Source organism: Thiomicrorhabdus indica (genome assembly GCF_004293625.1).
Classification (GTDB): Bacteria; Pseudomonadota; Gammaproteobacteria; order Thiomicrospirales; family Thiomicrospiraceae; genus Thiomicrorhabdus; species Thiomicrorhabdus indica.
Map to the genome: position 1 here is coordinate 2,755,081 of NZ_CP033040.1, position 22,164 is coordinate 2,777,244.

The window sequence follows — 22,164 nt, forward strand, 5'->3', positions numbered from 1 at the left end:
CATTACCACTACAAAGTTACTCGGTTCAAGCAGTCCCGACCATCAACTCTTTGTGGAGCTGTTTCCCTATTTAGAGTCGACTATTATCGAAACAAAAGCTACTTACCGTCATTTTCATTGAATGCGATTGTTTGGCCGAGATAGAAACAGCATTATCCCAAACATTTCCCGCCTCCACACACAAATAGCCTGGCCAAGCATCATCTGGAATATCACTGAAGTCTTTGACAATTTCTGACCCGGGATTCCACACAATAGACGAAGCGCCATTTTTGGCAATCTGGATTCTTCGCTTCCAAGAAGAATCTGTTATTTCAGTTGTTTGTGTTTGATTGACAAATACCGAATCAATAGGTGAATGAATATCCAAAATGTCACCGGCCGGTGATCTTTCAGCCGGCTGTTGCAAAGTATCAATCGCTTCACTGCCAGCGAAACCTTTAACCTGCAAAGAATTAACTTCGCTAACCGCAAAATAAGAGTGTAGTGCTTCCGTAATTTCCATTTTCTTATCTGAACGGTTTTCAGTGATTAACTCCACCGTCAACTCTTTTCCGACTACCACAATCAGTTGCAACGCAAATTCATATGGCCAGATTGCCAGTGTTTGCTCATCTGATTCAATCGAAAACACCAGCTTTGTAACCGTTGTAGCTGAAGTACCGGCCGGTAAAGTTTGAATGGAAGAAATCTGCCAATCACGATTACGCACAAAACCATGCGCTGGATTGCCGTCTGTTTTGGATTGACCAAACCACGGCCAACACACTGGGATCCCACCACGAATTGCTTTTTTACCATCAAATATGGCCGTGGGGCTTTGCCACAAAACCGGCTTTTCACCGACTGGCTGAAACTGCAAAATAGTCGCACCAAATGGGGAAATGGTGGCTTTGCCTAAGGCATTTTCAACCTCTATCAGCACCACTTGGTCTTGTATACGAAAGCTCACACCTTCAACCGAAAACTGCTTTTGCAATGCCGCTAAGCGCAAACCGGAAACATCAAATTCAAACAACTGAAAACCTTTAAAAATAATTGAATAGTTAGGAACCTCTGATTGAATCAGAGCTTCCTAAGCTTATGGTCGATATTCGGCAAGCGTTTTCGTTAGAAAATCGTGAGAATAATCCCCCGTCACATAAGCTTCCCCAATCGTTTTTAAAAGCACCAAACGAATGGTTCCGTTTTGTACTTTTTTATCACCAGCCATTAAGTCCAGATATTTGCCATCAGACATTTCAGCCGAGCTCGGTGGTAGGACAGGAAGCTTTGCCAATTCAAAAATTGCTTGTATACGATCTTGCTCTGCTTGGGAAATGTTGCCCATGAGTTTCGACATATAAACCGCTTGCATGGTTCCAGCACTCACACCTTCACCATGCAACCAAGCACCATAGCCCATACCTGCTTCAATCGCGTGACCAAAGGTATGACCTAAATTAAACAAAGCACGCATTCCCGCTTCTTTTTCATCAAGCGCCACGATACGTGCTTTGTTTGCACAAGAACGCTCTATCGCTTCCGAAAGCGCTTCAGGCTCTCGTGCCAAAAGACGAGGAAGGTTGTCTTCTAACCATTCAAAGAAAGGATAATCGCCAATTAACCCATATTTGATGACTTCGGCCAAACCGGCTGACAACTGGCGATCTTCCAAAGTATCAAGTGTTTTCGTATCAATCACGACGCACTGCGGCTGGTGAAAAGCGCCAATCATGTTTTTACCCAATGGATGATTGACACCGGTTTTTCCGCCAACCGATGAATCGACTTGCGATAAAAGCGTGGTTGGAATTTGGATAAAATTCACACCACGTTGATAAGCTGCTGCCGCAAAACCTGTCATATCACCAATAACACCACCGCCTAAAGCAACCAGCGTACATTTGCGGTCAAAATGATTACCGATCAGTTTGTCGAAAATTTTATTAAGCTCTTCAAGCGTTTTGTATTGCTCTCCATCTTGCAAAATAACCGAGTCGACTTGGAAACCTGCAAAGGCTTGCTGACACTTTTCCAAATACAGAGGCGCAACCGTTGTATTGGTGACAATCAATACCTGCTGGCCTTTGACAAACTCTTTGACCAGCTCTGGATTACCTAATAAATCTTCGCCAATATAAATCGGGTAACTACGATCGCCCAAATCAACGGTTAATGTTTTCATCTTCTCTCTCAATATTTTTTTGCTACGCTCTGCAAGCATTTAACAGACACTTTAAAGCCTTACCAAAAGCAGCTTTAAGCCAAATTCTCTTTTTTCAGCGCTTCAATAATCGTTTTCACCACCTTAAAAACCGAAGCTTGCTGGGTTTCGACGACTAAATCTGCCATTTCTAAATAATGTGGTTCGCGACGCGCCATTAAGTCACGTAACACCTGCTCAGGGTTATCGTTTTGCAATAACGGGCGATTACGATCATGCTTGGTTCGGGCAATCAAATTTTCAACTGGTGACTTCAAATAGACCACAAACCCACGTGAACGCAGATGCTGCCTATTGGATTCACGCTCCACAACACCGCCTCCTGTCGCTAAAACCGTATCATGCAACAGGGTTAACTCATCAACCACCGCTTCTTCACGATCACGAAATCCAGACTCACCCTCAATATCAAAAATCGTTGGGATAGTCGTACCCGTTCGCTCTTCAATAACATGGTCACTATCGACAAACTCAAAGTGCAACTTTTCAGCTAAAAATTTGCCGACTGTCGACTTCCCTGCCCCCATGGGGCCAATTAAAAATATACTTTCTCTATGCATGGCAAACATTGTAATAGATTTGCGAAAAAGCGTCATTCGAATATCCATAACGAATTGCACGAAACAGAGCAAACAACACCGGCCGGTAGAATTTAATCCGAAAAAACCAAGCTTTGTTAGAATACCCTCATTAAACAAGACAGATTTGCTAAAAGTTTGCGTTTGCAACGTCTTATACCAAGCTGTACAACGACGCAGCAATTCTCAAAACAAGAATTAAATGGAGATAGCGTTATGAGTGGTGCCCTTTATATTATTTCCGCGCCATCAGGTGCCGGCAAAACGTCACTGGTCAGCCAATTAATTGAACTGGATAGCCACATTGTGGTTTCAGTTTCCAGTACAACACGACCAATGCGTACCGGCGAGCAAAACGGCGTGAATTATCACTTTTTGACCGTTGAAGAGTTTGAAGTGAAAATTGCTGAAAATGATTTTTTGGAACACGCTAAAGTCTTTGACAACTACTACGGCACATCAAAATCTTCGGTGGAAGAGCAGCTCAGAAAAGGCAAAGACGTCATCCTTGAAATCGATTATCAAGGCGCTCAACAAGTTCGCAAAATTATGCCGGAAGCCACATCAATCTTTATTCTTCCGCCATCAAAAGAAGAGCTAAAACGCCGCCTAACCGGTCGCGGCACAGACAGTGAAGAAGTCATAGCTAAACGTTTAGCAGAATCAATGAATGAAATGTCGCATTACGATGAATTTGACTATTTAGTCATCAACAACCATTTTCAAACCGCGTTGGAAGAGTTGCACAGCATTTTTAAATCTGGTCGTTTGTTGAAAACCGCACAGGTCAATCAACACCAAAACCTGATTCAACAATTATTAGAAAGTTAAACACCAGAAATAATCTAAGCCGACCGGTAGCAATCAAAAATTACCGGCCGGTCAGATTTCCCACTCAATCCACTTACTTTTTCACATTCCACCAATATTTTTAAATTCATAGATGATTTTTGCCTGTTTTTTGTGGTAAATTAATCGTTTAGTTTAAATTTTATGGGTTAATAAATATGGCACGAGTCACAGTTGAAGATTGTTTGACACAAGTTGAGAACCGTTTTGAATTGGTTATTTTAAGCGCAAAGCGTGCGCGTCAAATTTCTCGCGGTGCAGAACCAACGCTTGAATGGGATAAAGACAAGCCAACCGTAATGGCTCTGCGTGAACTTGCTGCGGATACCATTGATGCAAAAACCGTTATGGATGATCCAGACACGCCTCCATTCTTTAATTAAATTTCTGTAAAGCTCAATCGAGCATTCAAATCACGCCGAGACAAATCAAGTTTTCTTCAACTACCCTGTCTCGGCTAGCTGTAATAATTCCCGACTCTTCCGTCATGATTGCTGAGGAACCTTAAAAACACATGGCAACACCAACTTCTACCGATGCGCTAATTGAAAAAGTCAGTACTTACCTAAATGCTGAGCAAGTTGCACGCATTAAACAAGCCTTTGAATTTGGTCGTATTGCTCATGATGGTCAAAAGCGAAAAGCTGGCGGAGACTACATTTGGCACCCCGTCGCAGTCGCTGAAATTCTTGCCGATATTCAACTCGATCAAGACAGCATTATCGCTGCTCTTCTTCACGATGTGATTGAAGACACGCCATACACCAAAGAAGACATTACTGAGCTGTTTGGCGAAAGTGTGGCTGAAATCGTTGAGGGCGTCACCAAGCTGACCAAAATGATGTTTTCCACCCCACAGCAGGCGAAAGCAGAAAACTTCCGTAAAATGATTATGGCGATGTCTCGAGATATTCGCGTTATTCTTATCAAACTTGCTGATCGTCTGCATAACATGCGCACTTTAGGAGTCATGCGCCGAGATAAGCAACGTCGTATTGCCGAAGAGACATTAGAATTTTTCGCGCCTATTGCCGGCCGGTTAGGAATTAACTCCATCCGTATTGAACTTGAAGACCTTTGCTTTAGAATCATTTATCCAATGCGCCATGCTGCTCTCGAAAAAGCTTTGCTTAAAGCTCGCGGTCACCGCAACGAAATCATTGCACAAATCACCCAAACGATTGAACACAGACTGGAACAAGAAAAGATTCCTGGTCGAGTCTTTGGACGTGAAAAGCATTTGTACAGCTTATACAAAAAAATGAAAAACAAAGGTAAGCACTTCGATGAAATTCTCGATATTTTTGCTTTCCGTGTCATTGTTGACTCCCCTGATAGCTGCTATCGCGCATTGGGAGCAATGCACTCGCTTTACAAGCCATTACCAAACCGTTTCAAAGACTATATTGCCATTCCAAAGTCAAACGGCTACCAAGCGCTTCATACAACCTTATTCGGACCTTTCAGCAGTGCTCGTTTAGAAATACAAATTCGTTCCGAACAGATGCATGATGTTGCTGAACATGGAATTGCCGCACACTGGCTATACAAGCAACAAGATGACAATGAAAACAGTGCTTCATCAACCGTAGACCAAAAAGCGCAAGAGTGGGTAAAAAATCTGCTTGAACTGCAAAAAAGCGCTGGGAACTCGCTCGACTTCCTAGAAAACGTCAAAATTGACCTTTTCCCTGACGTTATTTATGTTTTCACCCCAAAAGGTGACATTATCTCCCTGCCTCGTGGCGCTACCGCCCTTGATTTCGCCTATGCGGTGCACACAAATGTTGGACACTCAGCAGTCAGCTGTCATATTGATAATAAGTTACGCCCACTGCGCACAACGCTTCACAGTGGTAATACTGTCGATGTCGTTCGAGGTCGCTTGGAGAAACCAAACCCATCTTGGCTTCAGTTTGTCAAAACCGCGAAAGCGCGCACCCAAATTCGCCACTACATGCGCGACTTAGAGACAGAAGATGCGATCTTACTCGGTAAAGAAATTCTCAAACGCGCTTTACATCGTTTCAATATGCAGCTGGATGGCCTAAGCAATGAGCAAGAAGCAGATATTCTGCAAGCTTTGGAGCATGAAACCCTTAATCAACTATTTGAAGAGTTGGGAACAGGCAAGCGCTTGGCACCGCTAGTTGCTAAACAAATTCACGATATTATTCTTGGTCGGGAAGACACTGTTGAATCAACTGAATACCAACACGGAGAAGCCTTACCCATTACCGGAACGGAAGGTTTTGCAGTGCAGTTTGCCAACTGTTGTCATCCAATTCCCGGTGACGAAATCATTGGCTACCTCAGTGCAGAAAAAGGTTTAATGATTCACCGAGAAAACTGTACAAATATTCGCAAGATTAAAGCCCAGCCGGATAAATTGCTTGATGTTCATTGGGCAGAAGATGTACAAGGAAGCTTCTTGACAGAACTGCAACTTGAAGTGAAAAATGTTCGCGGTAGTTTAGCGACCATTGCCAGTGAGATCGCCTCAACTCAAACAGATATCGACAGTGTTACATCTGAAGATAAAGATGACCAATACAGTCTTATGAACTTTATTTTGCATGTCAGAGACCGCAACCACTTGGCACATATCATTAAAGCCTTAAAGAAAAACAAACTGGTTGAAAAAATTCAACGGATGTAATGTCTTGATTGACTTTATGTTTTGAGAAAATGCATTCATCGTAATGCATGACTGAATTCATAAAACGGTTAAACATTACACCTTCAAAAATCGACTAAATGGATATTGAAATGAAACAAATTATTGCAACAGAAAAAGCCCCTCAAGCAATCGGTACCTATTCTCAAGCAGTTCGTCACGGAGATACAGTCTACCTTTCAGGTCAAATTGCCTTAATTCCTGAAACCATGGAATTGGTTGACGGCGAAATTGATGGACGAATTCACCAAGTCTTTAAAAATCTATCTGCGGTATGTGAAGCAGCTGGAGGAAGTTTGCAAAATATCGCAAAGCTCAACATCTTCCTAACTGACATGAGCCATTTCGCAACCGTAAATGAAATTATGGCACAATATTTTGAACAGCCCTATCCTGCTCGCGCTGCAGTTGCTGTAAAAGAATTACCGAAAGGAACAGATGTTGAAATGGATGGCGTAATGGTCTTAGACTAAAGCTTCCTTCCTTTATTTCAGAAAGTGGGCTTTATCGGCTCGCTTTTATTTGAAATTTTTACAAGATTGCAAATAATGTGCTACACCTTCTTCTGCGTTACTCTTTGCAACCTTCGCATTCGGAACCGATTTTTTGAGCAATGCATGCGCATTCTCCATTACGACAGGATGCCCTACCCACTGCAACATATCAATATCATTCAACCCATCCCCAAACGCCATCACTTCTTTTGATTCTATCCCTTTATTCGCACAAAGTTGTGATAACGCTTTGCCTTTGGAAACCCCAAGATTCATAACTTCAAGATAGATTTCAGTCGTAAAAGTAATGTAAAGCCGTGAACCAAGCGATGCGCGCAATTGATGCTCCAATGGCACGAGCTTGTTGTGTGAGGCATTAAAGTAGAATTTATCAATATGCGTATACTCAATCGCGTCAAAATCCACAACCGAATACTCAAAACCTGAGGCATGATGAATTTCAAGCAATGGAAGATTCGGCTCCTCAACCCACCACATATCTCCCTGATAAATATTTCGATGCACATCGAATTCTTCGGAAATCCTCAAAATCTCACGCGCTGTGTTCTCAGGAATGTGGTTCTCATATAACAACAGGCCTTCAGGGCTATGAATTCGTGCCCCGTTTGAAGTAATCAAGCTAACTGGCACATCCAGCTGTTGGGCCAAACAATAGACATCTTTAAAATGCCGGCCTGTCGCAATCATCAATTCCATCCCTTGATGATGCAATTCCTGTAGAGCCTTTCGAGTCAAATCGCCAATAAGATGCTCACCATTTAACAAAGTGCCATCTAAATCAATCACTACCAATCGAACCATAGTGTTTTTCCAGAACGTTTAGAATGGTCGCAACTTTACCAGAAAAAACGATTACTGAGGAGCGCCCCATGCAATCTGGTTCTTCCAATTCATCACAAACGACTCAGAATATCAATTCACGCTTAACCGATGGCGAAGTGTTTAAGCAAATGCAACAATTAATCGACCAACAAGCGAGTGTGCACATAGCAACCGTAAATTCATCCGGTCAACCTGAAGCGAGTTACGCCCCATTTATTGCACGAGAAAAATCTGTCTATCTTTACTTGTCGAAATTAGCAGCGCATAGCCGAAACTTGCAACAGAATCCAAAAATTAGCTTGTTATTTATTGAGCCCGAAGGCGAGTCTGTAGATGTATTTGCACGCAAAAGGGTAACGTGGAAATGTGAATTAGAGGCCATTCAAAGAGAAAGCGAACTATGGCAGGAAATAATGGATCAATTTGAAGTGAAACATGGAAAAACCGTTCAGCTGATTCGTCAACTTTCAGATTTTACTTTGTATTGTTGCCGACCGGTCAAAGCCAACGTTGTATTAGGTTTCGCAAAAGCCTATACCTTAAGGTTTTAAAATGTCGATACATCCCTTATCGAATTTGATTGAACTCTCACATTGGTAAATATAGCGTGTCTCTATAGATAAAAATAAACTCTTTGCATAATGGAGTTGCTGCTTTTTCTAGGTCATGCGAACAATCTCATTGATGAATATCACTCCTCAATGATAAAAGCCCAAAGATTCAATTAAGTCAATTGAATCTTTGGGCTAGGGATGGGTTAACAATCTACATCAGACCCATTATTGATAATCGATGTAACTATGATTCTCATGATAGAACGAGTACACAATAACACCCAAAGTCACCAAAACCGACAAACCGAATATAATTCCGATCATTAGCGGATTATCTGCGAAAGTAAAGTAAGCCGTAGCACCTTCCCAGCTCGTAATTGGACTTGCATTCATAATGTTTTCTCCTAATTATTTCGATTTAACCATGACAGGGCTTAATTCGCCTTCACTAGCACCATTTTGCGCAGGAACCGATTCCGGATAGGCTTTCATCGGTACTTCAACAATATCCAAGCCAGCAACTTCCGCTTTAGGCGGTACGCGCAACATTCCGAATTTCGCTAAGACAAACGACAGGACATAACCCGGGATAAAACCGAGAAGTGCCATAACAATCGCGCTTTGAAGCTGACCCATGAATGAGACAGCCGGCGCACCTTCTGCAATATTTGGGAAACCACTGAAAACTCCTAACATTAAAATACCAATCACACCACTCGCACCATGCACAGCAAAAGCACCAACAGGATCATCAATTTTGAATTTGGTTGTCATAAACTTATCAACCAGAGGAGCCATAGCTCCACCTAACATAGCGATCATAAATGCTAGAGGCGGATAATAAAGATCAAGACCAGGCGCTGCTGAAACAATACCTGCAACCGCTCCAGAAAGCATCCAAAATGGCTGACGCGTAGTCAAATAAGCACCAATAATCCCACCAGCAATTGCCATAAGCGTATTAAAACTGATTGCTGAAAGAGTGGTTGGATTACCAAAAATCGATGTCCACTGCTCACCCGGCATATAGATAATACAACCACCAAGGAAACCGAAGAAACCAACCACAATCATCATCAGACCAATCATACTCATTGGCGTACTATGCCCTGAAATCGCATAGACTTCGCCATTTTTACCAAAACGACCTATACGAGCTCCGAGATTCAGCACCACACCTAGGGCAAAGAAACCAGCTACCATATGAACCGCGCCTGCCGCACCGAAGTCATGATACCCCCATTCCATAGTTAGCCATCCAGTTGGATGCCATCCCCAAGAAGCCGCTAGAATCCAAATTACCGATCCAAGAATCACAGCCAGAACAAGAAATGAACTCATTCGAATACGCTCAATAACCGCACCCGAAAAGATTGATGCGGTTGTCGCCGCGAACAACACAAATGCACCCCAGAAGATACCTGATGCATTATCAGTCAAGTTCGGCCCCATATACTCGGACCAAGGAAGGCCTGCTGCACCTGCTTCAAAATCAGGGACAAAGCCGTTATACATACTTAGATAAATCCACCATCCTATAAAAAAGAAGGAAGGAACCATAAACGCAAATGCGAGAATATTTTTTACGCCCGATGCTAAAGCATTCTTTAGTCGGGACGCGCCCATTTCATAAGCCAGAAACCCTACATGGATAATGACCATCAAAGCAGTACAGAACCAATAGAAAATTTCCATATTGACTGTATCCGACATCGTAATCATTGTCTGTAAGCTTTCTAATGTAGCTGCTGATTGCTCCATAATTGAAACCTCTTAAAGTTGTAAAAAGTTGAGTAACAAACCCGTTTTTATTACCCGAATAAGCCTTTCGTAACATTTGATAAACATTATTCGAACAAAAGTGAACTAGGTATGTCAGCAACCATTCCAATTCAGAACAATCTCTAAGCATACCCGCTCAAACTATCCTCAAAACAAGGACAAAATCACGCTGCTTGCTTTGTCTTAGGGGGAGACAGACATTGCTTGCAAACGTAAGTCCAAATCACAACGTCCGAAGACATTGCATCCAAATTTCAGCCACTTCTTCTATAAAAGAAAAAGCCACCGAGATATTTGAATTCTGTAAGTAGCACCCAAAAACGCTACAATTAAAATTAACTTCTGACTCGCGTTCTCTGCGGATCGTAAAATGGCAATGAAACCACTTTTGCAGGAATTCGTTTTTGCTGACCGTCCAGCTGCCCGACTTCCAAGTCAGTTCCTATCTCAGTAAAATCTGGCGCCAGACGACATAAAGCAATCTGCTTTTTCAAAACCGGTGAGAAAGTCGCACTGGTTACGACACCGACAGGAAATCGCCCGTGATAGATTTCATCGCCATGATGAACTGGATCATTTGACTTCACCTCTAACCCCATCAATTTATGGCGGCTTTCAGGGGACTGACGTTCAATTGCTTGGCGACCGACAAAATCCTCGTCATTCGTTTTCAATGGCGTTGTAAAACCAATACCGGCTTCAAACGGGTTCGTGCGAGGACAAAATTCATGTTCGGCAAAAATCAATCCTGCTTCAATTCGTAACTTATCCAATGCATCAAATCCCATTGGAGCAATACCGTATTTCTGTCCGGTCTCCCAAATTAAATCCCACAAATCACCAGCATCATCTGGGTGACACCAGACTTCAAATCCAAGCTCACCTGTATAACCGGTTCTCGATACCATAATCGGGAAACCTGTTGCTTCCTGAACACGACCAATCGTAAAGTGGAACCAAGCCAGTTCTTCAACGGAGGTCTGATGCTCTGGCGTCCATACAATCTCTTGCAAAAGAGCACGACTATTCGGGCCTTGAACGGCAATATTATGAAGTTGGTCGGTCGACTCACGAACCTTAACGTTATGGCCTGTTTTCGCCGCCAATTCTCTTAGCCACTTACCTGTATAAGGGTCACCACACACCCAACGGTATGCCTGATCGCTCATTTTGAATAATGTTCCGTCGTCAATCATTCCGCCGGTTTCATTACAAATTGCAGAATAAACAATCTCTCCAATAGACATACGTCGAACATTTCGAGTCACAGCGTATTGCATAAACACTTCGGCATCAGGACCAACAACCTCAAATTTACGAAGCGGAGTCAGATCAATCATCGCCACCTTTTCACGGCAAGCCAAATATTCTGTATTTGCTCCCCAGCCCTCATATTCAGTGGCAACCCAATAGCCATGATATTCGGCAAAATGTTTGGTTAATTTCGTTGTCCGGCTATGGAAGCCGCTCTGTTTAGTCATTCGAGATAACTCCTCCGGTATGGTTCGATAAGCGATAGAACGAGGAAAAGATTCGCTGTCGTCATAAATTCGGACATGAATATCTGTTGGCTGCCAGCCATTGGCGGGATCAATGTCATCAGGGCAAGCTGAAGAAGCACACAGTAAATCCCGATTCGCACGCAAAAGCACATAATCTCCTGGGCGAGACCAAGGTTCGGCAAATCCGATCGTTCCACAGGGCTCTGCATAGGTATTAAAAAAGAAATTAATCGCTGGCCAGCCGGAACGTGGCGCTATTCCATAGGCTCTCAAGGCATTATTGAAATTTTCGGTACAACTAACATGGCCGAAATAACCCTGATCCTCATAATATTTAGGACTACAAGCAAACAAAAAGCTGTCATGGCGGCCAACAGTATCCTGAACCACCTCCAACATCGTCTGCTGGGACTGATCCAGGAACTTCGAAAACAACCCTGGTTGAGGTAACGTCAACCCCATAACCGTTCGAGTTGCCGTACCATCAATCATCACCTCTTGTCCGTCTTTCAACTGAGCTTTATCAAACGCGATAAAATCAGAACTTTGCTTGCCCTGAACATCGATAATTTGAATCCATTGACCAGCCTTAACTTCATAAGTTCTGGCACTGCTATGTGGAACTCGAATTTCCTGAACAGGTTTAGCCAAAGGTTCCGGCAAACCACTCGAAGCATGAGCGTAATGAACCAAGTTCAACTCTGTAGGTGGTTGATGCTCATCAACAGCCATATTTTCTGCGGCAGCAACCATAACAATGACCGCATCCTGTAGAAAGGTCACTCCTGTGGGCAGGATTTCAGATGAAAAACAATAGGCGTTTTCCAACACCTTTTCGCCAACTTGCCAACGTTGCAAATTTTGCTTAAATTTGGCTCCTGCCTGTCCATCACTGTTTAACAGCTTTATTGATTGAATAGCTTGTGTCGGTAAAACATCAATGTTGGAAGAATCTATGACAAACAAAGGTGCTTCAGGGTCAACCTGCGATACAACTAGCAACTCTCCCGATTGACAGCCATCTATGGAGTTCACAGAAATAAACTCACCCTCTGCGACTTTTAAGCGTAAAGCCTCTTGGCCTGAAATTCGGTATTCGTTTATAAACTTAGTTGCTGTTTTTAACGATTCATACATGATTTAGTTGCCTTGTTTAAAGAAACAGCACCCAAACATCCATTTTGGTGCATATTCTCTTATTTGCTTAATTTCAGTGCAAAAATAAGCCGTATTATAGAAACAGACAGTCTCACTATTTGATATACGGCTTTATATATTTATTCTTTACAAGAAATAAAATTTACTGATATGATTTATTATTCAAGCACTTAACACAATACTTCATTGGCAGTATCTCCAAAGGAGTAACACTTAGTTAAAGCCAACGGCATAGTTGATGCTTAAAGATCTGTGTTGGGTATAGATTGAATAATTGTTGAAATAACAGGGCGGCTAAAAGTGCTAAATCTAGATCACTTTTTATCGATTAACGTTTTTGCTTACTTTGGCAAGTTCAAGCGTTCTTGGTGTAAAACTGTCGCTGCAGAAATTGACTATTCTGAAATAGCGTTTACGCTTGCCCAAAGCGACTCAATTTCTGAATCCCTCTCCTCTGTGCTAGCGCAACCCAAACTCCATAAAGCAGGCCAACAAGTCTTTCCCAACTTTCAAGAGTTGTTTGTGTTAATGACAGAATCAAGCGATAAATATGTTATTCATTGCGCAGGTTCTGTTCGATCAACCTCCCCTGTAAAAAATCATCTCAGTGCTTTTCAAATCAATGTCGACACGATGAATAATATTCAGCCTTTTTTGCAAAAAATTGATGACAGCAACTTCCTTTTTTGCCCTGTTTTCAATGAAAACCAAGACGCTATGGCTTACTTGGTAATCGCCTTTAAGGGCCATATCAAAGATCAGACTCAAGTCGATTTTTACACCTCCTCACTAACCCGAGCGATTCAAAGAGGACTTCAGGCCTACCAAAAAAGGCATGCAGATTTAAAGCGAGCCATTAATAACGAACGCATGTCGCAAGCAGCAGACTTACATGACTCGATTGCTCAAGTACTAAGCTATCTGAAATTACGCTCATCGAGCTTGAAAGCCTACCTTTATGAAACAGATACCGTAGCCGATGACACTATGTTGAAATTTGCCAATGAAATCGACAATCAGGTTGGTTTTGCACACCGACTTATTCGAGAGCTCATCACCTCCTCACGACTCAGTTTTTTACAAACTGACCTTGCCGATGCTATTCAAAATTCTATGCAAGAATTCGAACAGCTTTCCGGTGTAGTTTTTGACCTTGATAACCGAGCAAATGAAGCCTTAAAAAAACTGCCTTATCAAAGTGAGATTCTTTTCATTATCCGAGAATCACTCTGTAACTTAGTCCGTCATTCTCATGCGAGCCATGCTCGAATAGTCATCACTCAACAAAGTCAAAATCTACAAGTTTTAATAGAAGATAACGGTATAGGCATTCAGCCGGAAAGCAAACGCCCAGACAGTTTTGGACTCTGCATTATGGAAGAACGTGCGCGAAAAATGGATGCAGAACTCATAGTCGAAAACAGAAAACAGGGCGGTACCCGCGTACAACTGTCCATTCCAAGAGAACATTAACATGGCAAATTCAAAAGTCGTTAAAGCCGTTGTGGTTGACGATCACCCTCTTTTTCGACGAGGAGTCGTTGAACTACTGAACGAAAGCGCACAGTTTGAGGTGATAAAATCTTTTGGCTCTGCTGAAGAGCTGCTGAAATCACTTCCAACGCCTCCGCCAGATTTGATTCTGCTTGATCTTCAAATGCCTAAAATAACTGGAGTTGATGCCTTGAAAAAGCTTCGCCCACAGTGGGTCGAAACGAAGTTTGTCATTTTGACTTTTTCAATGGATTCAAAAAACTTGATGGATGCTATCAGTTACGGCGTAGATGGTTTTTTGCTTAAAGACAGCTCATCCGAACAGATTCTTTCACAGCTGATTTCGGTAATGCAAGGCAAAATAACGATTAACGAATCAGGCATCACTTTATTAGCAGAAACAATCCGAACTCAGGGCATTCCTAGCGAAAAATCCTCACTCTCAGACAACTCAACCAAACAAAATACGATTTTTGATGATTTAACTGAACGTGAAAAACAGACTCTGGAATTAATTTCTAAAGGACTCAGTAATAAACTGATTGCTCGAGAACTAGGTATCAGTGATGGTACTGTTAAGGTGTATGTCAAAAGCCTTTTGCGAAAACTGGAATTGAATTCTAGACTTGAACTAGCCGCTTGGAGCCACACTCACCATGCTTTCAGCTCGGATGAAAATGCATGAAATGGTTAAACAATATAATTGCAACATGGTTTCAATCACGACTGCCTATCAAAGCAAATCGTATTATGAACAGTTTGAGCGATGCAATTATTATCGTCGAAAAAGGCAATCGCCTTAAGTTTGCCAATCATCATTGGACCGAACTCACTGGCTATCCACTAAAAAGCAGTTACCAAAAAACGTTTCTTGACTTTATTCACCCTGAAGACCGTATCTCTTGGCAAGAGGCTTTTCAAAAGTTTTACCATTCTAATCACACTCAGCTACTGTGGCTGCGCTTACTTGATCAAAAAGAAATGGTGCATTGGTGCGAAATACGCGTGCAACCGGTTTTTAAAAATCGATCTTTTCCAGTCAGTGCAACCTTATGTGACATTACGCCACAAATTCGCTCTGACCAGATTAAAGAAGCACGATATCGTAGCTTAAATAGTTTAATCAACCGTGTTCCGGGAATGCTTTATCGCTCACGCAACAATATCAACTGGACCATGGAATATGTCAGTGAAGGTTGCAAAGAATTAACGGGATATAAACCCGATAAAATGATTAATAATGCTGAACTTTCTTATGGCTCTCTTATTCATATAGATGACCAAGCAGACGTCTGGCGTAATGTTCAAGCGGCGATACAATCTAATCAAAGCTTTGAAATCTCCTATCGACTGATACATGCCAGCGGTGAAATTCGACAAGTGCATGAAAAAGGCTGCGCAATCTATTCCGACACCGGTGCCATTCTTGGTATAGAAGGCATTATTTTTACACTAAACCTACCTATTTAACCCAATACTTTACCCCCACCGCTTAGAAACTACCCTTTTAGGGTTACTAACTCTTAGGAATACCCAAAACGGCGAAAATACTTTAACTTACCCCTAACAATTTAAGAAAAAAAAGTTCTTATTAGGAAACTTAGTAAGGTTTCAAATATATAGTTAGGAGATCGCAACATGACGCAAACAAATTTAACTCCGCGAGTAGCCATTTTAGGAGCAGGACCAAGCGGTTTAGCACAACTACGCGCCTTCCAATCTGCTCAAGCCAAAGGAGCGGCAATTCCCAAATTAGTCTGTTTTGAAAAACAAAGTGATTGGGGTGGACTTTGGAACTATACCTGGAGAACGGGTCTGGATGAAAATGGCGAACCAGTTCATGGAAGTATGTACCGCTACCTTTGGTCAAACGGACCGAAGGAGTGTTTGGAGTTCGCAGACTATACCTTTGAAGAACATTTCGGGAAACCAATTGCTTCCTATCCTCCTCGAGAAGTTCTTTGGGACTACATTAAGGGGCGTGTTGAAAAGGCTGGCGTTCGCGACTATATCCGCTTTAGTACAGCTGTTCGCAATGTCTCTTATGATGAAGTAACCGACACCTTTACCGTAACCGTTCACGACCATAAAGAAGACAAAATCTATTCCGAAGAGTTCGACTATGTCATAACTGCTACCGGACACTTCTCAACGCCAAAAGTACCCGAATTTGAAGGCTTCAAAACGTTTGGAGGCCGCATTCTTCACGCTCATGACTTTCGAGATGCGCTTGAATTCAAAGACAAAGATATCCTATTGGTCGGCGCTAGCTACTCTGCTGAAGATATTGGTTCGCAATGTTATAAATATGGTGCAAAGAGCATTACCAGCTGTTATCGCACCAACCCAATGGGCTTTAAATGGCCTGAAAACTGGGATGAAAAGCCGAACCTACTGAGAGTTGACACTGATCATGCATATTTTGCAGATGGTAGTTCTAAAAAAATTGATGCCATTATTCTGTGTACGGGTTACTTGCATCACTTCCCATTTCTAAATGATTCACTGCGCTTGGTAACAGACAATCGTCTATGGCCACTGGATTTATATAAAGGCGTCGTGTGGGAAAACAACCCAAAACTCTTCTATCTTGGTATGCAAGATCAATGGTATACCTTCAACATGTTCGACGCGCAAGCTTGGTATGTTCGAGACATCATTCTTGGACGCATCGCTCTGCCAGAAAAAGAAGAAATGACCGCTCATTCCATGGAATGGCGTGAAAGAGAGCTGGCTTTAGTGACCGCGGAAGAGATGTACACCTACCAAGGCGATTACATTCAGGAACTGATTGATGCGACCGACTACCCGAGCTTCAATATTCCGGAAGTTAATAAAACTTTCCTAGAATGGAAACATCACAAGAAAGAAAACATCATGACTTTCCGAGACCATTCATACCGCTCAATCATGACGGGCACCATGTCACCAAAACATCATACCCCTTGGATTGATGCACTGGATGATTCTCTTGAAGCCTACCTTTCGGAATCATCAGAAACTATTAACGATATGAAAATGGCCGCCAATCAGTAAGAGCTCTGACAAGGAAATTCTTTATGCAAGCAGAACCTACAACCAAAAGCCGACCAATCTACCCGCCGGTAGAAATCGATAAGGATGTAGCACAGCACCTGTTCATTGCTGAAACCGGTGCTTTCTCCGCCTTATCCAAACTTTACGAATCCTGTTCATCGGAACGCTCTTGCTGGATTGTCGGAGAACCAGAAGCCAATAGCTTAGGCAAATACCCGAAAGGTTGTCACTTTGTCCGACCAGCGGATATGTCAGATGTTTTCAGTAAGCTATTCTCTGAGTTGCCCATTTCTAGCAGTCTATACCTGAGTGCTTTCAGAGAGTCTTTTATATGGGATATGCATAATCTGGCCATCAAAGCAGGAATGGCGGACGAACAGATCAAAAAACTTAAACCTTTAAGTAATGAACGTCGACTTTTCTGCACGCACTGTTACACCCTCACAGAAGGCGTGACCCACACACCATTCCAGTGCCCCGGTTGCGACCGTCTGCTCTTGGTGAGAGATCATTTTTCTCGAAACCATGGTGCTTATGTCGGTGTACAGATTAATGCAGAAGACCCGAACGACATTCCGGAAACGCAGGAGTTAAACTAATGAGTCAGACTGCAATAACCGTTAAAGTGAGCAACATTCGGAAAGTTGCTCCTACCATTCGCGAATTCACCTTGACACCAGTTGACGGAGATTTCTTTCCTTTTTCACCCGGGTCGCACGTGGTAGTTGAAATGCCTGCCGAAGGTAAAAAAATCCGCAACGCATATTCACTTTTAAGTGATCCTCGAGATCCACAAAGCTACCGCATTGCTGTGCGCTTACAGCCAGAGTCTCGAGGCGGTTCAATTTACATGCACGAAAAGGTTCAACTCGGTGACGAGTTAATTATCACACCGCCATCAAACCTGTTCGCACCAGACTGGCGAGCAAAAAAACATCTGTTTTTTGCTGGTGGTGTCGGCATTACCCCATTTATGTCCTATATACCGGAAATGCTTCGCCAAAATGCAGATTTTGAGCTTTACTACATGTATCGAAGTACACAAACCGGTGCCTATATCAATGAACTAAAAGAAATGTTGAGCAATCGACTTCACGCTTATGATTCCGCTGTATCTAACCGCGCCGATATTGCAAAAATCATGGCCGAGTGCCCACAAGGAACCCATATTTATATCTGCGGCCCAGAATCTTTGATTGAAACAATTCTTAAGATTGGCGAAAAAACCGGCTGGCCTAAATCTCACATTCATTATGAAGCTTTTGCGGCTCCAAAACCTGGAAAACCATTCGTTGCGGAACTCAAGAAATCAGGTAAGACCGTCTATGTCAGCGAAGACCAATCGTTGCTTGAAGCACTTGAAGCAAACGACGTCGAAATCCCTAACCTTTGCCGAGGCGGAGTCTGTGGTCAATGTATGTCAACCGTTATCGATGGAGAAGTAGAACATCGAGACAACTTTCTATCGGCGGAAGAAAAGGCTAGCAATTGCTGCATCATGCCTTGTGTTTCCAGATCTAAAACGGGCCGCTTAAACCTAGATATTTAAAAGGAATTAACGATGAGAATCGCTCCAAAACCTATAGAGACTTTTCGAGATACATTCACCTACACTAACAGCGATGAAGCCATACAACGTTTTCCATTTCCCTTTCCGGAAGATGAGTATATGTATTCGGTCAATATCGAACCGCACACACTACCTGGACCAGAAGGAAGCATTTACGAACACCTTTTCGACATCGACGAGCATTACCTGTCCGAAATGGCCGAACGAAAAATCGTACTTGAGGAAAATCCAAAACGCTGTATAGCGATGGAACACATGGACTTGGCCTGCTGGGATTTTATTGACCGTGCGATGAGCACTCTCTCTGTCGATTATCCAGATTATTTTTCACTGCAAAAAGACGGTGACACTTGGTCATGGGAAAACAAACTACTCGGCATTAAGGACACTTTCACCTTTGGCGATAGTAGCACTCTGCCACAGCCGCCAATGGAATATATGGGATGTCAGGTACAAGGCGATATCGCTTTGCTCGATCAACGGGATAATGATCTGTTTTTAGATGCAGGAGTTGTGACTTGTCCGGCTGACTGGTCTTTGGCATTTGATGCAGGAATGAGTTTCTCGCAATGGCACGGGCCTGTTCCACTTGCGCATGAAGCTGGAATTTTTGATCGTGCTTTAAAGTATCTTACAGCTATTCCTGTTGGTCAGCCGGTTCGACGCCTTAATTGGACCTTAACCATTAACGCTCGAATGGATACCTCACCAGAAACCTATCCAGACTGGGGGCATGAACGTGACACAGTGACAGAAGAAAATGTCGGTGAAAAAGTTTACTTAAGAGTGGAATTACAGGTTCTTGATCGTATGCCTCGAAGTAATGCGCTCATGTTCAGTATCCGTACCTTCCTAATCAGCATGGATGACCTAGTCAAAAATAAAGATTGGGCTCGTCGCATGCATCGCGTTATGAAAACATTGCCAGAAGAGTTGATTGAATATAAAGGGCTATCACGTTACCACCCAACCTTGGTGACCTGGCTCAAACAATTTGATCCAGAGAATTAAATTATAGCCTTTCCATTAGCGAGGAAATTTCCTCGCTTTTTTAATCTGATGATATTACACAAACTAAAATCTGTTCTGATTCTCAAACGCCCATCTATTGTCAGTTATTTTGTTTTTCGTTATTCCCTCCATTCAAAGTTTACATGTAACACCGCATGTAGAAATCCATTTAGAGGTACTCCTTTAGAGGAATGGTTTTTCTTGAGGTTTTGTCGAAAATACCGGACACAATCAGCGAGTAAGGACTATTGTTTTATACACTTTTAAGATAGCATGTCCCCTCCCTGCTCCACTATTAAAAAGGACTTAAAACTATGAAATGCAAAGCAGCCGTCGCTTGGGCACCAAAACAACCTTTAGAAATTGAAGAAGTGGAGGTTGAAGGTCCAAAAGAAGGAGAGGTCTTACTAAAAGTTATTGCATCAGGAGTTTGTCATACCGATGCTTTTACCTTGTCTGGAGATGATCCAGAAGGCGTTTTTCCAGCGATATTAGGGCATGAAGGTGGCTGTGAAGTAGTCGAATGTGGACCAGGTGTAAAAGATTTAAAACCTGGCGATCACGTCATTCCTCTCTATATTCCAGAATGTGGTGATTGCGAATACTGTAACTCAACCAAAAGTAATCTATGCCAATCGATTGCCGGCACAGTTTGGACTGGCTACATGCCTGACGGTACACGTCGTTTTTCTAAAAATGGCAAACCAATTTATCATTACATGGGCTGTTCGACCTTTTCTGAATACACCGTAGTACCTGAGATTGCCTTAGCTAAAATCAACAAAGCAGCACCACTCGATAAAGTCTGCTTACTAGGTTGCGGTGTCACAACAGGCATTGGTGCAGTTTTAAACACTGCCAAAGTTGAGCCAGGATCAACTGTAGCGGTGTTTGGTTTAGGCGGAATCGGTCTATCATGTATTCAAGGTGCTGTAATGGCAAAAGCTTCGCGTATTATTGCCGTAGATTTAAACCCAGCGAAATGGGAAATGGCCAAAGCACTCGGTGCAACCGACTTTGTCAACCCAAGAGCTGTAGATGGCAAAGTTAGCGAGTACATTTCGGAACTAACTAAAGGTGGCGTTGATTACTCCTTTGAATGCATTGGTAATGTTGAAGTTATGCGTGATGCACTTGAATGTACCCGCATGGGCTGGGGGGTTTCGACAGTCATTGGAGTGGCTGGAGCGGGTCAAGAGATTTCCACGCGTCCATTTAACTTGGTTGTTGGCCGAACTTGGAAAGGTAGTGCATTTGGTGGCGTAAAAGGTCGCACTGAATTACCTGGCTATGTAGATCGTTACATGAATGGCGAAATTGAACTGGATGCGTTTGTCACCCACACAATGGGATTGGAAGACATCAACAAAGCATTTGATTTAATGCATAGTGGCGAAAGTATCCGCTCAGTCATTATTTTCTAACCACTTTGTTTACAACTGCTTGTTAAACAGAAAACAAATTGAAAAACACGAAGTGAATGAAACCATGAAACAAATAGAAAGCATTAAAGAGTTTGGCGGATTTCTCAACCGCTACACTCACTTCTCGGATGCCTGCCAATGTGAAATGACATTCTCAGTCTACTTACCGCCACAAGCAGAAACACAGTCCGTCCCAGCTTTATATTGGCTATCTGGATTAACCTGCACGGATGATAACGTCAGAGTGAAAGCTGGTGCGCAACGTTATGCGGCTGAACATGGTATTGCATTAGTCATGCCAGATACCAGTCCACGCGGAGAAGAAGTGTCTGATGAACCTGATCGTTATGATTTAGGAAAAGGCGCTGGGTTTTATGTGAACGCTACACAAGAACCTTGGAGCAAACATTATCAGATGTTCGACTATGTGACCATTGAATTGCCAAATCTAATTGAACAAAACTTGCCGGTACTGGCTGGAGTCAAGTCTATTAGCGGCCATTCAATGGGGGGACATGGTGCTTTAATTTGCGCTCTCAAAAACCCAGAGGATTTTCGATCGGTATCGGCATTTTCTCCGATTTGTCATCCAACGCAATGTGGCTGGGGACAAGGTTGTTTCTCAGCTTATTTAGGCGAAAACAACCAACAGGACTGGGCAACTTATGATGCCGTTGAGCTCATTGCCAATGGCGCTTATTTCGAGCAGATTTTAGTTGACCAAGGTACTGCGGATGAATTTTTAACCGAAGGCCAATTACAACCAGAAAGCCTTCAAAAAGCTTGTGATGATAAAGGAATTCGCTTGCAACTTCGAATGCAAGAAGGCTATGACCATAGCTATCACTTTATCGCCACCTTTATTGGTGAACATATCGCCTACCACGCGAAGGCGCTTTTACAAAAATAACTAGCATCCACCTGGCAGAGTTAATTTACAAAATCGACTCTGCCCCATCTGCTCACTGATTTTCCCTCTTATCGAA

Annotated in this window: 21 protein-coding genes; 14 read left to right on the forward strand and 7 right to left on the reverse strand. The window is 42.7% G+C overall.

Features of this window, described 5'->3' with window-relative positions; genetic code table 11:
• Positions 1-70 precede the first annotated feature (70 nt).
• The 3 genes from D9T12_RS12025 to aroK all read right to left on the reverse strand — a co-directional run bounded on the left by D9T12_RS12025 (position 71) and on the right by aroK (position 2,802).
• Entirely contained in the window at positions 71-1,018 is a 948-nt protein-coding gene (locus D9T12_RS12025; protein ID WP_165395119.1) for a D-hexose-6-phosphate mutarotase, read from the reverse strand.
• 63 nt (positions 1,019-1,081) lie between these two features.
• Positions 1,082-2,167 (reverse strand): 3-dehydroquinate synthase, encoded by a 1,086-nt coding sequence (aroB, locus tag D9T12_RS12030; RefSeq protein WP_130538398.1) that lies wholly within the window; start codon positions 2,165-2,167, stop codon positions 1,082-1,084.
• Between the two features lie 74 nt (positions 2,168-2,241).
• Positions 2,242-2,802 carry a shikimate kinase AroK gene (gene aroK, locus D9T12_RS12035; protein WP_476718451.1) on the reverse strand — a complete coding sequence of 187 codons (561 nt, stop codon included), beginning with the start codon at positions 2,800-2,802 and terminating at the stop codon, positions 2,242-2,244.
• Between the two features lie 198 nt (positions 2,803-3,000).
• Between aroK and gmk the strand changes: the two genes are divergently transcribed.
• The 4 genes from gmk (at position 3,001) to D9T12_RS12055 (ending at position 6,783) form a co-directional block, all read left to right on the forward strand.
• The gene (gmk, locus tag D9T12_RS12040; protein WP_130538399.1) at positions 3,001-3,615 is read left to right on the forward strand and encodes a guanylate kinase; all 615 of its coding nucleotides are present in this window, start codon (positions 3,001-3,003) and stop codon (positions 3,613-3,615) included.
• A 176-nt stretch (positions 3,616-3,791) separates the two neighbouring features.
• Positions 3,792-4,016 (forward strand): DNA-directed RNA polymerase subunit omega, encoded by a 225-nt coding sequence (gene rpoZ / locus D9T12_RS12045; protein ID WP_130538400.1) that lies wholly within the window; start codon positions 3,792-3,794, stop codon positions 4,014-4,016.
• Positions 4,017-4,147: 131 nt separating this feature from the next.
• Entirely contained in the window at positions 4,148-6,292 is a 2,145-nt protein-coding gene (locus tag D9T12_RS12050; protein ID WP_130538401.1) for a RelA/SpoT family protein, read from the forward strand.
• A 110-nt stretch (positions 6,293-6,402) separates the two neighbouring features.
• The gene (locus D9T12_RS12055) at positions 6,403-6,783 is read left to right on the forward strand and encodes a RidA family protein (protein WP_130538402.1); all 381 of its coding nucleotides are present in this window, start codon (positions 6,403-6,405) and stop codon (positions 6,781-6,783) included.
• Between the two features lie 45 nt (positions 6,784-6,828).
• On the opposite strand, the gene D9T12_RS12060 is transcribed toward D9T12_RS12055, so the two are convergent.
• On the reverse strand, positions 6,829-7,626 hold the full coding sequence (locus D9T12_RS12060) for an HAD family hydrolase (RefSeq protein WP_130538403.1): 798 nt from the start codon (positions 7,624-7,626) through the stop codon (positions 6,829-6,831).
• Between the two features lie 68 nt (positions 7,627-7,694).
• On the opposite strand from D9T12_RS12060, the gene D9T12_RS12065 reads away from it, so the two are divergent.
• Complete coding sequence (locus tag D9T12_RS12065; protein ID WP_165395120.1) at positions 7,695-8,198, forward strand: HugZ family pyridoxamine 5'-phosphate oxidase; 504 nt, start codon at positions 7,695-7,697, stop codon at positions 8,196-8,198.
• A 228-nt stretch (positions 8,199-8,426) separates the two neighbouring features.
• On the opposite strand, the gene D9T12_RS12460 is transcribed toward D9T12_RS12065, so the two are convergent.
• From D9T12_RS12460 to D9T12_RS12075, 3 genes are all read right to left on the reverse strand, one after another.
• Positions 8,427-8,594, reverse strand: coding sequence for a hypothetical protein (locus D9T12_RS12460; RefSeq protein ID WP_165395121.1), 168 nt, complete (start codon positions 8,592-8,594; stop codon positions 8,427-8,429).
• A 15-nt stretch (positions 8,595-8,609) separates the two neighbouring features.
• Positions 8,610-9,962 carry an ammonium transporter gene (locus D9T12_RS12070; RefSeq protein WP_130538405.1) on the reverse strand — a complete coding sequence of 451 codons (1,353 nt, stop codon included), beginning with the start codon at positions 9,960-9,962 and terminating at the stop codon, positions 8,610-8,612.
• Between the two features lie 356 nt (positions 9,963-10,318).
• Positions 10,319-12,622: a DUF1989 domain-containing protein gene (locus D9T12_RS12075; protein WP_130538406.1), complete on the reverse strand. Its 2,304-nt coding sequence runs from the start codon at positions 12,620-12,622 to the stop codon at positions 10,319-10,321.
• A gap of 321 nt (positions 12,623-12,943) precedes the next feature.
• On the opposite strand from D9T12_RS12075, the gene D9T12_RS12080 reads away from it, so the two are divergent.
• From D9T12_RS12080 to fghA, 9 genes are all read left to right on the forward strand, one after another.
• Entirely contained in the window at positions 12,944-14,116 is a 1,173-nt protein-coding gene (locus tag D9T12_RS12080; RefSeq protein WP_130538407.1) for a sensor histidine kinase, read from the forward strand.
• A 1-nt stretch (position 14,117) separates the two neighbouring features.
• Positions 14,118-14,822, forward strand: a complete 705-nt coding sequence (locus D9T12_RS12085; protein ID WP_130538408.1) for a response regulator — start codon at positions 14,118-14,120, stop codon at positions 14,820-14,822.
• A 65-nt stretch (positions 14,823-14,887) separates the two neighbouring features.
• Positions 14,888-15,607, forward strand: coding sequence for a PAS domain-containing protein (locus tag D9T12_RS12090; RefSeq protein ID WP_165395122.1), 720 nt, complete (start codon positions 14,888-14,890; stop codon positions 15,605-15,607).
• A 168-nt stretch (positions 15,608-15,775) separates the two neighbouring features.
• Entirely contained in the window at positions 15,776-17,173 is a 1,398-nt protein-coding gene (locus D9T12_RS12095) for an NAD(P)-binding domain-containing protein (RefSeq protein ID WP_130538410.1), read from the forward strand.
• 23 nt (positions 17,174-17,196) lie between these two features.
• The gene (locus D9T12_RS12100; protein ID WP_130538411.1) at positions 17,197-17,772 is read left to right on the forward strand and encodes a dimethylamine monooxygenase subunit DmmA family protein; all 576 of its coding nucleotides are present in this window, start codon (positions 17,197-17,199) and stop codon (positions 17,770-17,772) included.
• Positions 17,772-18,722, forward strand: coding sequence for a PDR/VanB family oxidoreductase (locus tag D9T12_RS12105; protein ID WP_130538412.1), 951 nt, complete (start codon positions 17,772-17,774; stop codon positions 18,720-18,722). Before D9T12_RS12100 ends, D9T12_RS12105 begins: the two co-directional genes overlap by 1 nt.
• Positions 18,723-18,734: 12 nt before the next feature.
• Complete coding sequence (locus tag D9T12_RS12110) at positions 18,735-19,754, forward strand: heme-dependent oxidative N-demethylase family protein (RefSeq protein ID WP_130538413.1); 1,020 nt, start codon at positions 18,735-18,737, stop codon at positions 19,752-19,754.
• 314 nt (positions 19,755-20,068) lie between these two features.
• Positions 20,069-21,178 carry an S-(hydroxymethyl)glutathione dehydrogenase/class III alcohol dehydrogenase gene (locus D9T12_RS12115; RefSeq protein WP_130538414.1) on the forward strand — a complete coding sequence of 370 codons (1,110 nt, stop codon included), beginning with the start codon at positions 20,069-20,071 and terminating at the stop codon, positions 21,176-21,178.
• A 64-nt stretch (positions 21,179-21,242) separates the two neighbouring features.
• Complete coding sequence (gene fghA / locus D9T12_RS12120) at positions 21,243-22,088, forward strand: S-formylglutathione hydrolase (RefSeq protein WP_130538415.1); 846 nt, start codon at positions 21,243-21,245, stop codon at positions 22,086-22,088.
• Positions 22,089-22,164: the final 76 nt, after the last annotated feature.